This window comes from Mesorhizobium sp. M7A.F.Ca.US.006.04.2.1 (assembly GCF_004022915.1).
Lineage (GTDB): Bacteria > Pseudomonadota > Alphaproteobacteria > Rhizobiales > Rhizobiaceae > Mesorhizobium > Mesorhizobium ciceri.
In genome coordinates, this window is the sequence record NZ_RZQA01000043.1 from 1 (window position 1) to 15,082 (window position 15,082).

Here is a 15,082-nt window from a genome sequence, read left to right on the forward strand (position 1 = left end):
GTGTTGCCGCCGGCGATGCTTTGCACAAGCGCGTTGCGAAAGGTTGGCGGCCGGGCAAACAAAGGCGAATGGCCGACAAGGCTTCCCGTTTCCGTCATGGTCGCGGTTCGCGAACAAAACATCAGCGGGATTTTCGCATCCTGGGTCCGCATCCAGTCGATAGCGCTCTCCAGCCTGTCGGGCTCCCAGATATCGTCCTGGTCGCAGAAGGCATAGCAGTCCGCCTCGATGCGTCGATCGACGATCATGGAGCGGAAATTGGCGGCGAAGCCTTGCCGCGGCCCCTCGACGAGCGTCATTCGACCCTTGGGCCGCCAGCGGGATTTCCATGCCTCGATGATGGCGGTCGTGCCATCGGCGGAGCCATCGTCGGATATCCACAGGTCGACCAGAGGGTGCGACTGCTCGAGCAGGGACTGCAGCTGCTCCTCGATGAAGGCGGCGCCGTCTTTCGTGCCCATCAGGACCGCGATGCGCAGAACATCTTTGCTCACGAGCAAGATCGCTTTCTGATTCTGATTGGATCTATCTCTTTGATTTGGCGCAATTCCCAAAGGTAAGCGCCGTGCGCTTTTCCCGGAATTGTTCTAGGTCGCCTGCCCGGCGGTCTTCGGAATCGGGTCTTGACGTGCACTTGCCCTGGCCTTCTTGGCGCGGTCGAGACCTGCCAATGCGGCGAGCGCGGCAGCCTTGTCCTGGTTTTTCGCCGACTGCTGCAGCGCCGTGAGCGCGACCTGGACATCCGACCATTCCACGACGTCCGTGCTGAGGCCGAAAATCTTCGAGATGCCGAGTTCGACGAGTTCCTCGTCTTCGCCATGCAGCGTTTCGTGGAGCTCTTCACCCTGCCTTATGCTGGTGAACCGGATCGCGACGTCCTTGTATGGGCTCTTTCCGGACAAGCGGATCATCGTTTCGGCCACTTCAAGGATCGGCACCGGCTTGCCCATGTCGAGCATATAGACGGCATAATCGTCTCCGCTCTGCCGCGACGCGGCGTCGGCCGCCGACATGATGACGAGATCGACGGCTTCGGCCACGGTCATGAAATAGCGCGTCATGCGCCGGTCGGTGATGGTGACGGGCCCTCCGGCCTCGATCTGCGCCTGGAATATGGTCGCCACCGATCCATTGCTGCCGAAGACGTTGCCGAACCGCACTGCAATGAACTTGGTGGCCGGGCGACGCCCGCTTGTCTCGCCTGCCGGCGTGCCATGCAAGGCGCTGATGATCTGTTCGGCGGCCCGCTTCGTCATGCCGAGCACTGACGAGGGATCCACCGCCTTGTCGCTCGATATCAGGACAAATTGCGCAACCCCGCACTTGGCGGCGACCTCGGCACAAACGAGCGTTCCGAAGATATTGGTCTGGATGGCCGAATCCCAGTTTTCCTCGAGCAGCGGAACATGCTTGAGGGCCGCGGCATGAAAGATGATGTCCGGCCGGAATTCCGTGACGACACGCGTTATCTGGCGCCGGTCCGCGACATCGACGATGCGGACCTTGAGGCGGTCGTGGTCCTTCTCGTCAACATACTGGCTCAGCTGGAAAATGCCGAACTCGGAGTTGTCGGCGACCAGCACCGCCTCGGCTCCGAGTTCCAGCGACCGCCTGACCAGCGTCTGGCCGATCGAACCGGCGCCGCCGGTCACCAGAACGCGTTTGCCGCCGACAAAGGCGCCGATACGCTGGATATCGGACGCGACCGTCGGCCGGCGCAGGATCGTTTCCATCTCGACGGTGTCGAGAACCAGCTTTCCGTGCTGTTCCAACTCCGAAAGGCCTGAGAACTGCACCACATTTATGTCGCCGTGCCGGGCAATGCGCACAAGTTCCGAATAGTCCTCGATTTCGTGCTCGGCGCCGCTACCGAAAATCAGCAAGTCCAGGCTCTTGGTGCCGGTCGCATAGTCTTCCAGGACATCGATCAGGCGCGGCATTGTCGCCACTACGGGAACACCTTGAATCCGCGTGCCCAACGGTGCGCCGCGCTCGGTGGCCATGATGCCTGCGATGGAATAGTCCGCCGGTTGCGCCGTGCGGGTGAAGCGAATGATCAGGTCGGCCTCGCCGAGCCGGCCGACAAACAGAGCGCGCTTGGCCTGCTGGTCGGTCTTGCGGCTCAGAATCCCCCAGCTCGCGCCGTCACGCAGGAAGCGGTAGAACAGCCGGGGTGCCGATATGATGGTGAAGGAGACGAGGAAGAAGACGATGAACTGACGCTCGTTGAGCCCCGCCACCGGCCGGTAAAAACGCAGCAGCAGCGACGCCATGTAAAGAGTGAACGTCAAAATCGCGCAGCTCTTCAGGATGTTGAAAAAGTCCGGCGTCGAGGCGAAGCGCCACACGGTGGTGTAGAGGCCACTGTAGCGGAACAGCAGATGGCTGATGACGACGATGCCCGCCCATGTCGCCAGACCCTCGTTGGAGAACGCTTCGAACGAAAGATTCGACCGCGAAAGAACAAGGCTGAGTGCCACGGCGACCAAGACCATGACCACGTCCTGGACCATGATGAAGGCGCGCCGCATCTGTGGCCTGAGCCCGAACACAGCTTCAAGGTGGGAATTCATTGGACGGCACTAGACTCCAGGCTCAAGGGCATCGACACCAGCGGAGTGCGAACACGAAGATACTTCGCGACCAATCTACCCTAAGTGCCATCCCCGGCCCCCGCCGTGGTGTATCGCATACTGCGGGGCGGAGGGCATAGCTAGAGGTTTTTTGTGCGAACTAGACCCTACTGTGGATTTGGCCATTCCTACGGATGGGTCCATCGGAACTTCTTGGGTCGCCAAAAAGATTGATGTAAGGGAGTCGGATGCGCAGAGCCGAGATTGCCCAGAAATTCCCGTTCCTTCAGCGGCCAATGGACTTGGTTAGAGAACTTGCAGGCAGGAGCCAAAAAAGCGTGATCAAAACAAATGAAGATGAGACGATAGAGTTTTGGTCAAAACGCTCGCATGACGAGCTTGCTCGGGTAGCGGCGGCTTTGCATCGCGATCGTCGACAGGCCGAAGATAAAGCCGGACTTCATGAGGTCATCGGCGCAAGAGCTGTGGTTTCAAATGCCTTTATTGAAGGAGTCGGCATTGAGGTCGGGGCAGGCAACAGGCCGTTTCCAGTTCCGTCTATGGCCACTGTGATCTACGGCGATATCCGCGACAACGAGACCTTGAAGACTCACTTTGCCGACCCAAACATCACCCAAGGCGGATTTATCGATGCGGAGACTTTTGCTGGGACAAAGCTCGAAAGCCTCGACTTTATCATCTCAGCCCATGTTATCGAGCACCTGGCAAATCCATTCGGCTCAATTAGGGAGGGTCTGGCACGTCTCAAATCCGGCGGGGTTTATGTTTTCGCCGTACCAGACATGAGATTCACTACTGACCGCAACCGCCCGCTGACTACGTTTGAGCATCTAATGGGCGACCTCCAAACAGGCGGAGGTCCAACTCTTCTTGACTCTTACATAGAACACTGTCGCTTCGTTCACCCTTTATCGCAGCCAAAATTTTCGGAGGACCAGTTAGTAGCTGCGGCAGAACATGGGCTAAAACACCGGATAGACATCCACGTTCATGCATGGACAAAGGAAGCATTTTCAGATCATCTTAGCCGCCTGCAGAAGCTATTTGGATTTACCAAACACTTCGAATCGTCGATCCAAAATGAATCTCTATTTGTCATTAAAAAAAATTAATAGTCAAATATCGATCAATTTCACGAGAAAGAGATAACCTTCACGCATGATACCTCTAAATTACTTCCTTAGAATAAACAACGTTGGGGATAAATTTTCCCCCGAAATAGTCCGCGCCGTATCGGGAAAAGAAACAAAATGGACTTCTAATTTAAGCTCCAAGCACTTGTTGGGTGCCGGAAGTATTCTTGCAAGCGCCACCGAACATTCATACGTTTGGGGTAGTGGAATCATGAACCCTAGATTGGGGATAGGAAATCCAGCACCATCTCGGGTTTTGGCTTTGCGTGGGAAACTTTCCTATACCGAATTATCACGGGCCCTGCGGAGCAGATTATCCGACATTCCGCTCGGAGACCCAGGTTTCCTGTCTAACATATTGGTGGACAAACCACAGTTGGGAGATCGATTTGATCTGGCCGTCATTCCTCACTACGTGGATCAAACAAACCCGTACGTACAGAGCCTGTCTGCATTGGATGGCGTGAGAGTTCTAGATGTACACCAAGAGCCAAAAGCATTCATTTCGGCGCTTGCGCAGTGCCAGTACGCGATCAGTTCTTCGCTCCATGGCTTGATCTTCTCCGAATCACTCGGGATTCCTAATGCTTGGGTTGAGTTCTCCAACCAGGTAGCGGGTGAGGGCTTCAAATTTCGTGATTGGTTTTCATTAGCAAAAAGACCTCAGGCAGATGCAGTTTCCATCAATCGCACGTGGTCAAGATCGGATCTTGCCGACCTCTGCCAAATCCATGAAATGGAAATTGATACCGACGCCCTGTCTGCAGCACTGGTTAAAAGAGTAGATGATATAGATATATTTTCCGATCGGAAAATATATACTTTTGACAAATGTCGGTCTAGACCAGTACCAATTTTCATAATCTCGTTTAACCGAGGCGATCAATTACTTAAAGTGGTAGATTCCTACAACCGACTCAGCACAGATGTTGACATCGTTATTCACGACAACGGAAGTTTCGATCATCGCACATTGTCGATACTTGATAATTTAGAGAGATCTGGCGTAACAATCATTAGATCGACAGCGATCAACTCACCTGAAGAGCTGGACAACATCAATACCACGATTGAGATGTACTTTTCCAATTGGGCCGAGCCTGGCAGGTATGTGGTAACGGATGGCGACGTCGATCTCAGCGGCGCGGCTCCGGATATATTGTCTGTTTTTGACCTCTTGTTGGATAATTTCAGAGACATCGCCTGCGTGGGGCCAATGCTAAGGATACATGATATCCCTTCCACCTATTCCCTTTACAATCATGCGATGAATCGCCACATTGATCAGTTCTGGCACAAAGAGCCTTCTTGGTTCACGCGCGACGAAATTAAGATCGCTTACCAACGAGCGCCAATCGACACAACCTTTGCTCTCTATCGCGCTGGAGAGCGTTTCCATCGACTGCAGAAGGGATTGCGAATTTACTATCCCTATGATGCCAGGCATCTGGATTGGTACGAAGACGAGAGTGAGGGCGAGGCATATCGCATGACATCGTCCCCGGCCATTTCACATTGGAACTCACAGAAGCCGATCGATGCAATGAGAGATGAGCCGTTGAGATTTTTCGACTATATACGGGTGCTGCGATCGCCCGACGGCACCTTAACTATGAAAAAGGAAATACTATAGAATTTCTGTCTTTATAGAGGTCCCTAAATCAAAATGCCCAGATGAAAGAAGGTCCACTTCCGGCGCTACACGAAATGCAACAGCATCGATGACTCTGTGCAGCGGACTGCTACCAGATGTAGTTTTTCCAAAAACTGAACTTCCAATAAAATAAGTACCCGGGAGCATCAAACAATTAAACTCAAAGGAGACCATAACGGTATCCCCAGATTTTACTTTCTTTATCCTGAAAATATCTTTGTCGACATTGTTTGCCCCAGCTAATATCAAGCCAGAAACGGTTTTCAAAGCCATGCCGAAAGCTACATTGGCCGCATCGACTGAAAAGTTCACTTTAAACTTGAACGCGTACCGCTTGCCTAACTGAAGAACATTCACCTGACTGCCAACCATTGTTGTTAGGCGAAGTTCGTGAATACGTGCACCGTGTTCTTCCGTTGCCGTTGCAGATTGCGTCTGTAAACTCTTGTCGAAATAATCCGAAAACTCTTCTTGGCCGTGCAAGGACGATGACGCCAACGGAAGCGCGGAGTAATCAACTTCATAGACGGTCTTCGCTATGTCTTCGGCACTCTCCCTTTCAACATTTACACCTGCCGCGCTGTGCGGTCGGACGGCAGCCAAGCGTACAATGCTCGCTCGCATTTGTGCTGCCGTATCCCCAGAAGCATTTACTAGCCGCTGATATTGATTGACTACGGCTTTGGGTCTGCCTTGAGAAATCAGTTCTCCGGTATCGATTAGCATTGCTTTCGAACACAGCTGCACAATTGTCTGAGCGGCATGGCTCACAAACAGGATAGTGCCACCCTTATCCTTAATGTCCTCAATGCGGGCGAAGCATTTTCGCTGGAAGGCCTCATCCCCCACAGACAGAGCTTCATCCACCACCAAGATGTCCGGGTCGACATTGATGGCCGTGGCGAATGCCAGACGCACATACATACCGGACGAATAGGTTTTCACGGGTTGATCAATGAACGGTCCGATATCGGCGAAGCGGGCGATGTCGTCGAACCGCCACTCCATCTCCCTGCGCGGCACGCCGAGAATTGAGGCGTTGAGGAAGACGTTCTCGCGTCCGGTGAATTCGGGATTGAATCCTGCGCCAAGTTCCAACAGCGCGGCAATACGGCCGTTGACTTCGACCGAGCCGCTCGTCGGCTGCAGTGTGCCGCAAATGATCTGTAGCAGGGTCGACTTGCCGGAGCCGTTGCGGCCGATAATACCGACGGTTTCGCCGCGGCCAACTTCAAGCGAAATTCCGGAGAGCGCGGCGAAATCGCGAAAATAGCGGCGCGGCGGGCGACCGATCAGCCGCTCCAACCGCGGGACTATCATTTGCTTGAAGCGGTCTTCAGGTCGCTCGAACATGACATAGTGCTTGGACACATCGCGCACGCGAATTGCTATGTCGGAAGCGCGGTTGCCTGACCTGTCAGAGGACATCTGCAAATCCTCTTCGGGTTTTCTGGAAGAATTGATAGCCGAAAAATGCAGTTGCAATCGCCACCATGGAGTAATTGCCAAGGGCGGCCCAATTTGGCTGCACACCGAAAAGAACCACGTCGCGGAAGCTCTCAACGGGAATCGCGAGCGGATTGAGCGAAAGCCAAGGTTGTAGCCAGGTTGGCAGCGACGTTCTCTGAAAGAAGACCGGCGAGAGGAACATAGTGGCGGTCACCAGCGGTGTTACTATCTGGCTCATGTCACGGAAATAGACGCCGATCGATGCCAATATCCAAGCCATGCCGAGCACTAGGACAATCAGCGGTGCGAAAACCACGGGCGCCAAGATCACCGTTGCTGGGATACCGCCGAAGACGATGTAGGCGAAAGCCAGCAGCACCAACAAGCTGACGGCCGCATGGAACAATGCTGCACCAGATGCAACCACCGGCAGTATCTGGATCGGAAACACGATCTTCTTCACATAATTGGCATTGCCTACGATTAGGCTGGGCGACAGCGAAATCACCTCGGCGAAAAATTGAAAGACAATCAGCCCGCAGAATAGGACAACCGCAAACTCGCCGGTGGAATGTGTTGCGCTCTGCTGGTCTGGCATCGTCCAGCGCGACTTCATCACCACGCCGAACACAAACGTGTAGACAGCCAGCATGAATAGCGGGTTGAGCAGCGACCACAGCAATCCCAAGGCAGAGCCACGATAGCGACCGACCACCTCCCGGCGAATGAGCGAAACACTAAGTTGAGTAAAATTCATGATGCGGCTTGAATCTTCTTCCTGTAATCCCACACAAAATCTTGTATTGCACCGGAAATATCAAAATCTGCTTTCCATCCAGTATCTCGCGTTATTGCATCGCAGTTTAATTCAACATCCTTGACGAGAAATGACTTTTCAGGGACGTAATTGCGGCGAATATGGCGACCACAAGCATATGCACAAAGATCTATTACCTCATTTACGCTAAGCGACCTCCCAGAACCAACGTTGTAAATTGCTCTTTTCTGTCCTTTCGGCTTTAGAACGGCATCAATGGCGGCACAAAGATCTCGCACGTCGATATAGTCGCGCAATGCCTGCCCGTTGCCCCATATATCAATCGGAGCACCTAGAAAGGCGGCCCGAACGGCGGCGGCTACCACACCTTGACCCTTTTCGGGCGACTGGTATTTTCCAATTGGGTTCGAAGCACGAAGAATCGAGTAACTCCACCCCTCTGCTACAGACAACGTCCTAATGGCGTTCTCGACCATCAACTTGCCGCATCCATAGGTGCTTATAGGCAGGGTTGGATGCTCTTCACTGATTTTTGGCTGCTGGGGGACCCCATAGATCGTCCCGCCAGACGAAAGATAAACTACGTGCTGGATCGAACTTCCGCGCATACTCTGCAGAAATTTGACATGCGGGATAACATTTCGGTCCACCTCAGACACGAGGTCATTAGCAAACGTGGCTGGCACAGATGCACTAACGAGCAGCACTGCAGCGCTTAACCCTTCGAAGTGGTGGCGATAGGTTGCAGGATCATCGAAATCAATAATCGCCATATTGGCGAGTTGAAGACCTTGCCGCCGAACAAACGCACGAAAGGGGATTTCTCTCTGATTGAAATGGTCAATCAGGTTCCGCCCGATAAATCCGGACGCTCCGAAAATGCCGATCATTCGTGTCCCCTTTTTCGAGGGCGAAGAAGTCCACCTCGTCCGTGCGGCTCGAGGCTGCCAATTTCCTTACACAACCTCCGATGGGACAAGATTTCACCTCGCCTCATGCCGCACGGTTCCGATCACCGTCCCGCGTCGATTCCAAATGGCGCAATATTTCTGCCGCGAAGGCTTCGGACGAGAAACTAGCCTCGAAAACTGCCTTGGCGGCATCCCCGATCTCGCGCCATTTGTCTCTGTCACTGATCGCTTTTCTTAAAGCGGCCGCAAGGCTAATCGGGCTGGCATCTTTCGCCACATAGCCGGATACACCATCCTCGATGAAGTCAGCGGTTCCCACAGCGGTGGAGCAAACCAGAATCTTGCCCGACCTTAGGGCATCGATGGAAACGAGGGGGAGGGTGTCGTCGCGTGACGAGACAAGAAGTATATCCGTTTCATGCAATGCTCTTTCGTAGTCAGCGTGGCTGAGGGCTCCCTCCATGGAAACCCCAACTCTGATGTCTGCCATTTGCTTGATCTGACCGTGATACGCCACATTTAGAATTCGCCCGGCCAATCGCAATTCGCACATACGCCGAACGCTCTTTTCCAGTTCGTCCAGCGCCAGGATCGCCAGATCCTGGCCTTTGCGTGGCTCGTATGAGCCCAGCACCGAGACGACGATGTTTTTGTCATCACCTAGGCTTGACTGAAATGGCTCTGAAACCGGGCCAATCGTTGACGTGCCATACGGAACAATGGAATAGCCCCGGAAGAATGGCTCCACCGCGCCGCCAGCAATCTTACTACCAACCCAGACACCAGCCGCTTTCTCAAGCGCGTACCTAGCATCGAGGTTCGATGAAAAAAGATCCTTCGCAAATTCGCTTTCGTGAATATACCAGAATGTTGGAACCAGTTCCGCAAGCTGAGATATTATCGGCCATCCGAGTACAGTGTTAACAATTACCGTATCGAAATTTCTGCCAAATTTGAGAACGGTGTCATGCCGTTCAAACAGAAGCTCGTCGACAATGACGGTAACGCCCAGTTCATTGATATATTTTCGCATCGGGCCATCTGCCGGCGCCATCACAACAACAAAATTGCCAGCAGATGAAAGCGCCCTCGCCATGTCGAGAACCACGCGTGGTGCACCGCTTTCCGTCATATCATGGGAAACGATCAATATATCCTTCCCGGCTTCGTAATTGTGGCTCCAAGAGTCCACAATTCCAGCAGGCGGATGCACCTGATATTCCTCCTGAGAGTCGTGATAAAGCAAGTCTCGCATCTTCTTTGGATAAAATGGATCCCGAGAAATTGCGGTCGGCCACCTCTTCAGAAGATTTATATCAGCCTTATCGCGCTTAAATAGCTTTGAATTCTTCCTTTTCTTTTCAACTTCACCTATTGACGCATGACCAATGTGATATAGGCGGGAGTAGGGAGAATATACGCAGTCATACCCTCTTTCTCGTACCTTCAAGCATAAGTCGACGTCAGAGTGAGAGACCGGAAAATTCTCCGCGTCAAATCCCCCAATTTCGGCAAATACATCACGGCTTACCATCAAGCATGCGCCGCAAATGAGCGATACATCGCGAACGGACTGCGCAAAATTGTAGTGATCCGATGTCATATCGGGAAGACAATGAAATGCCGTTCCCACCAACCCTCGAACACCAGTGACCATTCCCGCATGCTGAATCAAATTGTTTTCATAAAGCAACTTCGGACCAACAATACCGACATTCTCCAAGGTCGCAACTTCGAGGAGGCACGTAAGCCAGTCTTTCGAAATTACCCGCACGTCATCATTGAAAAAAACCACGTACTTGCCCATCGCTTCGTGGGCACCCTGATTACATTTGTCAGAGAAATTAAACGGCTTGTCATACGTCGAAAACTTAACCTTCTCCGAAATTGAGCCAAGGCTTTTTATTATCTCTCCGTTGGTTACCACGATCACCTCGAACGAGTGGTGGTCCGTCCCGTTCAATATTGAATTGATCGAAGCTCTAATATTCTCAATATTATCGGACGGGACTACAATCGACACGAAATTCCCAGAAACCAGATCCGAACCTCGATGGACCCTATTCGCATAGGGTAAGGCCAAGGCTTCCCCCCCATATCGCCGGCGACGGATTGCATCTTCCAGCGCCATAATATTTGAGGTTCGAGCATGGTCTTTCCCGCCCACGGCCGCAGAGCCCTCAATCATCCGCCAACCGTACAGGACACGCTCTATGTGCACGACCTTGGTGAAACGCTCGGCCGCCCGCAACGCGAGATCGTAGTCTTGAGAGAAATCGTATTCGCTTCGGAACCCCCCAACTTGCTGAACTAAGCTCTTCCGGTAGGCAGTTAGATGAGCGGTATACATGCAGTTGAACAGGAGATGAGGGCTCCAATCCGGCTTACAGAATATCTCTACCGGTTGATCGTTCGCGTCAACCTTACATTCATCCGAATATATAAAGTCAACGAGAGGATTTCCTACTACGACTTCTGCAATTCTCAGAAGTGCGTCCTTCGTAAGGATGTCATCGTGATCCAAAAGAGCGATGTACTCTCCAGATGACCGGCTTAGCGCTTGATTGGTTGCCTTTGATATTCCACCATTCTCCAACAATCTATCGATCTTTACTCTCTTGTCGGCAGATGCGTATCTATCTAAAAGGCTTTTTATTTCCTCATCCTGCGAGCAGTCGTCGACAATAACGAGTTCCCAATTTTGGTATTCCTGCGCTATCACCGACAAGATCGCCCGCTCCAGAAAGCGGATCGGCGGCCTGTAAACCGGCATCAAAATGGATATGGTGGGACCGTCAAAGCTGGAGATAGAAAACGTGGCCAGCGAAAAGCGCGATGCCACATCTTCCCTCTCCCTGGACAAGTTTCCTGCAATGCGCTGATCCGGAACACGAAGAAGAGCGACACCGTCAAGCGTTACCTGCCTCACCCCCTTCAAAGCCACCCGGCTGTAGATGGCTTTTGCAACATTTAGCCAGCTACCGCGCTGGACACGGGACTGCCTAAGACGCTGAACCAGCTTGGTGGAAACCAATTGGTCAATCCACATCATTCGCATCGATTCCGCCGCCACCTCAGAACTATCTGGAGTGCTGTCCGTCTCGGCATATATTTTCGACATTTCCTGCGATCTTTCCGCTAGGAACCGTCTTTTTTCCTCCTTCAGCTCCAACCTTGTCTTCTCCAGCATTTCCGTCAGTCTCGTATTGTGCTCGACCGCAGTCGATAGCTGAGAATGAACTAGCCTTCTCTCTTCGAGACTGCCTTCTAAAGTCTTCTCCGCTGCGGCGCGTTCGTCCGCCAGGCTACGGCGATACGCAGCTATTTCTGTATCTTTCTGCTGAAGCTCAGCTGCCAGCTGAGTAGCCCTGTTCGCTTGCTCTTCGACGGCGCGCTGCAAACTCAATTGCGCTTCAGACGAGATTTGCTGTCGAGCTCGAAGTTCAGGGAAAAATGCTTCGCCAAATATTGGCGCGACCGCATCGAACTCCGCTTTGACGCGGTCAAGATCAGCCATGGCTTTAGCGTCATTCGCGTCGCTCTCCAGAGCCTTGAGTGCCGAGTAGGTGTCTTTTACCCAGCTGGCGATTCGTTCGTCGGCGAAGAGCGCACCGTCTGTCGCTGCGTGGTGCCGATAATCCGTTGAGATATGAGCATCGATGTCAACTGCAGCCGCCGCCATGGACCGTGGCCAAGCCACCGAAAGCGCTGCCGCGATCTTGTCCAGCCTTGGTCGCCAGCCCTGCATCATCCCTTCATAAGAGACAAATGCACGTGGCGCGCCGCGCGTCGAGTGTTCAGCGTCCAGTTCATGGCGGAGCCAAAGCAGAGCACCGAAGCCGGGGGTTGACCGATCCCTTTTGCTGAGCGAGGCGATGACCGCAAGCGGATTACGGCTTGCAAGAACGTATCGCAAGTCGATTTTCATAGATTCAAAAATATCCGCGTAGAGCTGTACGAACCGCGAGATACGCGGTTCCTTCAAGACGAATAGCGAAGCGCCACCGTATTCTTTATCGATCAGATGAGCGATTTCGGCCTTGTAGAATTGAGATCGCGCCCTCGACAAGTCGCTAAGATCAAAGCGCCGCCAGTCGTCCCACCTGCTGCCAGCCTCTGCAAGCATCTGGTCGTGTAAGGCGATCAGCTTCGAGGGCTCCCAGTGGCCCGTTGGATTCGTTGGATTGGCGCCTAGCAGATTCTTCGGTAGCTCCGCGCCAAGCAGGCTAATCGCCCTCGTCAGCGCGCTGGTGCCAGAGCGATGCATGCCGAGCACCATGATGCAGGTGCGCCTGGCTGCTTTCGGCTTTGCCTTGCGTGCCTTCGGCTCGTCGACAGGAGCGGCATCGCGCGTGTTTTCCGCTGCAGGGTGCTTGTTCATGCCGTCAATGCCTGCTTCGTCTCACCGTCGAGAAGCCGGCGCACCACTGCCTCCGTCGATTGACGCCAGTCCGGTGCATTCCAGCCGAACACGTCGGCGAATTTCGCGCTCGATAGCCGGGAATTGGCGGGGCGGCGCGCCTTGGTTGGGTAGTCCATCGTAGCAATGTCCCGTACCCGCGCCCAGGGACCACCCAACACGCGGCTTGTGTCGAGGATATGGCGGGCAAAGCCGCTCCAGTTGGCCTCGCCGGTTCCGGCCAGATGATAGATGCCGGATGTGGCGGCGCCCTCGTGCAGCCGTGCCGCCGCATGCAGGATTGCGTCGGCGATATCAAGTGCCGATGTTGGATTTCCCCACTGATCGGCCACAACCGAAATCTCGTCGCGGTCGGCGGCCAGCCGCAGCATGGTTTTCACGAAATTCTTGCCGAACGGGCTGTAGACCCATGCCGTGCGCAGGATCAGATGGCGCGGATTGGCCGATGCAACCGCCTGTTCGCCGGCAAGCTTGGAGGCGCCATAGACGCTGCGCGGTGCAGTGGCGTCGGTCTCGACATAGGCGCCAGGGGCGGTGCCGTCGAAGACATAGTCGGTCGAAAGATGGATGATGGGAACGCCAAGCAGCGCCGCCGCTTGCGCCACCTTGCCGGCGCCGACGGCGTTCACCGCGAATGCCAGATCGGGCTCGTCCTCGGCCTGATCCACCGCCGTGTAGGCGGCAGCCGACACGACGATATCCGGCTTCGCGGCCGCGATGGCTTCGATCACCGTGTCGGGTCTTGCAAGGTCGAGTTGCGGACGGCCAATGGCGATGACCTCAACGCCGGCGGCCGCCTGGGCGGCCTCCAGGAGGCTTGCCGCGACTTGCCCGTCGCGTCCGGTGACAACCAGCCTCACGCCGCCCCCTTGCGTGCTTCGCCCAGCCGTTCACCGGCATAGCGCTGCTCGCGGATCGGTCCCCACCACCATTTGTTGTCGAGAAACCAGTCGACGGTCTTGGCAAGGCCGCTGTCGAAATTCTCATTGGGCGTCCAGCCCAGGTCCCGGCCTATCTTCGAGGCGTCAATGGCATAGCGGCGATCATGACCGGGGCGGTCGGTGACGAAGGAAATCAGGTCGCGATAGCTCTTGCCCCCTGCCCGCGGCCGCCTGCTGTCGAGGAGATCGCAGATCGTCTCGACGACGCCCAGGTTCGTCCGCTCGGAATTGCCGCCGACATTGTAGCTTTCGCCGGGCAGTCCCCTGGTCGCGACAAGTTCCAGCGCGCGTGCGTGATCCTCGACGAACAGCCAGTCGCGCACATTGGCGCCGGCGCCATAGACCGGCAGCGGCTTTTCGTCGAGCGCATTGAGGATGACCAGCGGGATCAGCTTTTCGGGAAAGTGATAGGGTCCGTAGTTGTTCGAGCAATTGGAAAGCACGACCGGCAGGCCATAGGTTTCGTGCCAAGCCCGCACCAGATGGTCCGAGGCCGCTTTCGAGGCGGAATAGGGCGAGGATGGCGCGTAGGGCGTTTCCTCGACGAACATGCCGCCATCGAAGGGAAGATCGCCGAACACCTCATCGGTCGAGACATGATGGAAGCGGAAATGGCTCTTCCTGTCCTCGGGCAGGCCGCGCCAGTACTCCAGCGCGGCATTGAGCATCTTGTAGGTGCCGACGATGTTGGTCTCGATAAAAGTGCCCGGCCCATCGATCGAGCGGTCGACATGGCTCTCGGCGGCAAGGTTCATGACGATGTCGATATCGTCGCGCCGGAGGATATCGAGCACGGCCCTTTCGTCGCAGATATCGGCCTGCGCGAAGCGATAATTGTGTGCGTTCTCGATCGGCCGCAGCGAGGCGAGGTTTCCCGCATAGGTCAGCTTGTCGAGATTGGTCACCCGATAGGCCGGGTTGGCGCATAGATGCCGGCACACCGCCGAACCGATAAAGCCAGCACCGCCCGTCACCAGAAAATTCATGCCGCTGTCCTCAAATAACCCATCAGGCGAACACCTCGGCGGCAGCCAGCAGCGGCGCCTTCAGGTCCTTGTCCGAGAGCTGGAACCCGCCGGTCAATGACGGCCATTCGATGCCGATGGCGGGATCGTCGAAACGGATCGACCGGTCATGCGCCTGCGAATAGGTGTCGGTCACCTTGTACAGGACCTCGGTGTCGGGCACGAGCGTCACGAAGC

The 15,082-nt window shown here is 54.7% G+C and carries 11 protein-coding genes; 2 read left to right on the forward strand and 9 right to left on the reverse strand.

Annotation, left to right across the window (positions count from 1 at the left end):
- Together EN925_RS04280 and EN925_RS04285 are read right to left on the reverse strand one after the other, a co-directional pair.
- Nucleotides 1–494 (reverse strand): glycosyltransferase (locus EN925_RS04280; RefSeq protein ID WP_128336362.1); only part of this gene is annotated, 494 nt, incomplete at its 3' end.
- Nucleotides 495–587: 93 nt separating this feature from the next.
- Nucleotides 588–2,573: a nucleoside-diphosphate sugar epimerase/dehydratase gene (locus EN925_RS04285; protein ID WP_164894130.1), complete on the reverse strand. Its 1,986-nt coding sequence runs from the start codon at nt 2,571–2,573 to the stop codon at nt 588–590.
- Between the two features lie 248 nt (nt 2,574–2,821).
- On the opposite strand from EN925_RS04285, the gene EN925_RS04290 reads away from it, so the two are divergent.
- Nucleotides 2,822–3,706 (forward strand): SAM-dependent methyltransferase, encoded by an 885-nt coding sequence (locus EN925_RS04290; protein ID WP_127368216.1) that lies wholly within the window; start codon nt 2,822–2,824, stop codon nt 3,704–3,706.
- A 232-nt stretch (nt 3,707–3,938) separates the two neighbouring features.
- The gene (locus EN925_RS04295; RefSeq protein ID WP_164894131.1) at nt 3,939–5,360 is read left to right on the forward strand and encodes a polysaccharide pyruvyl transferase family protein; all 1,422 of its coding nucleotides are present in this window, start codon (nt 3,939–3,941) and stop codon (nt 5,358–5,360) included.
- Here EN925_RS04295 and EN925_RS04300 read toward each other — a convergent pair.
- The 7 genes from EN925_RS04300 to EN925_RS04330 all read right to left on the reverse strand — a co-directional run.
- Nucleotides 5,355–6,809, reverse strand: a complete 1,455-nt coding sequence (locus EN925_RS04300; RefSeq protein ID WP_127368218.1) for an ABC transporter ATP-binding protein — start codon at nt 6,807–6,809, stop codon at nt 5,355–5,357. The two genes, EN925_RS04295 and EN925_RS04300, sit on opposite strands and share 6 nt — an antisense overlap.
- Complete coding sequence (locus tag EN925_RS04305; protein WP_127368219.1) at nt 6,799–7,587, reverse strand: ABC transporter permease; 789 nt, start codon at nt 7,585–7,587, stop codon at nt 6,799–6,801. The genes EN925_RS04300 and EN925_RS04305 overlap by 11 nt, the downstream gene beginning before the upstream one ends.
- The gene (locus EN925_RS04310; protein WP_127368220.1) at nt 7,584–8,498 is read right to left on the reverse strand and encodes an NAD-dependent epimerase/dehydratase family protein; all 915 of its coding nucleotides are present in this window, start codon (nt 8,496–8,498) and stop codon (nt 7,584–7,586) included. The genes EN925_RS04305 and EN925_RS04310 overlap by 4 nt, the downstream gene beginning before the upstream one ends.
- A 103-nt stretch (nt 8,499–8,601) precedes the next feature.
- The gene (locus EN925_RS04315) at nt 8,602–12,900 is read right to left on the reverse strand and encodes a glycosyltransferase (RefSeq protein WP_127388306.1); all 4,299 of its coding nucleotides are present in this window, start codon (nt 12,898–12,900) and stop codon (nt 8,602–8,604) included.
- Entirely contained in the window at nt 12,897–13,799 is a 903-nt protein-coding gene (gene rfbD, locus EN925_RS04320) for a dTDP-4-dehydrorhamnose reductase (RefSeq protein ID WP_127369848.1), read from the reverse strand. The genes EN925_RS04315 and rfbD overlap by 4 nt, the downstream gene beginning before the upstream one ends.
- Complete coding sequence (gene rfbB / locus EN925_RS04325; RefSeq protein ID WP_024503667.1) at nt 13,796–14,866, reverse strand: dTDP-glucose 4,6-dehydratase; 1,071 nt, start codon at nt 14,864–14,866, stop codon at nt 13,796–13,798. The genes rfbD and rfbB overlap by 4 nt, the downstream gene beginning before the upstream one ends.
- A 22-nt stretch (nt 14,867–14,888) precedes the next feature.
- A partial coding sequence (locus EN925_RS04330; protein WP_164894132.1) for a dTDP-4-dehydrorhamnose 3,5-epimerase family protein occupies nt 14,889–15,082 on the reverse strand: 194 nt, incomplete at its 5' end.

Coding starts and splice junctions, on each gene's coding strand:
- EN925_RS04305 (WP_127368219.1), bottom strand. CDS start 7,587: ATGAATTTTACTCAACTTAGTGTTTCGCTCATTCGCCGGGAGGTGGTC.
- EN925_RS04315 (WP_127388306.1), bottom strand. CDS start 12,900: ATGAACAAGCACCCTGCAGCGGAAAACACGCGCGATGCCGCTCCTGTC.
- EN925_RS04295 (WP_164894131.1), top strand. CDS start 3,939: ATGAACCCTAGATTGGGGATAGGAAATCCAGCACCATCTCGGGTTTTG.
- EN925_RS04310 (WP_127368220.1), bottom strand. CDS start 8,498: ATGATCGGCATTTTCGGAGCGTCCGGATTTATCGGGCGGAACCTGATT.
- rfbB (WP_024503667.1), bottom strand. CDS start 14,866: ATGAATTTTCTGGTGACGGGCGGTGCTGGCTTTATCGGTTCGGCGGTG.
- EN925_RS04300 (WP_127368218.1), bottom strand. CDS start 6,809: ATGTCCTCTGACAGGTCAGGCAACCGCGCTTCCGACATAGCAATTCGC.
- EN925_RS04290 (WP_127368216.1), top strand. CDS start 2,822: ATGCGCAGAGCCGAGATTGCCCAGAAATTCCCGTTCCTTCAGCGGCCA.
- EN925_RS04285 (WP_164894130.1), bottom strand. CDS start 2,573: ATGAATTCCCACCTTGAAGCTGTGTTCGGGCTCAGGCCACAGATGCGG.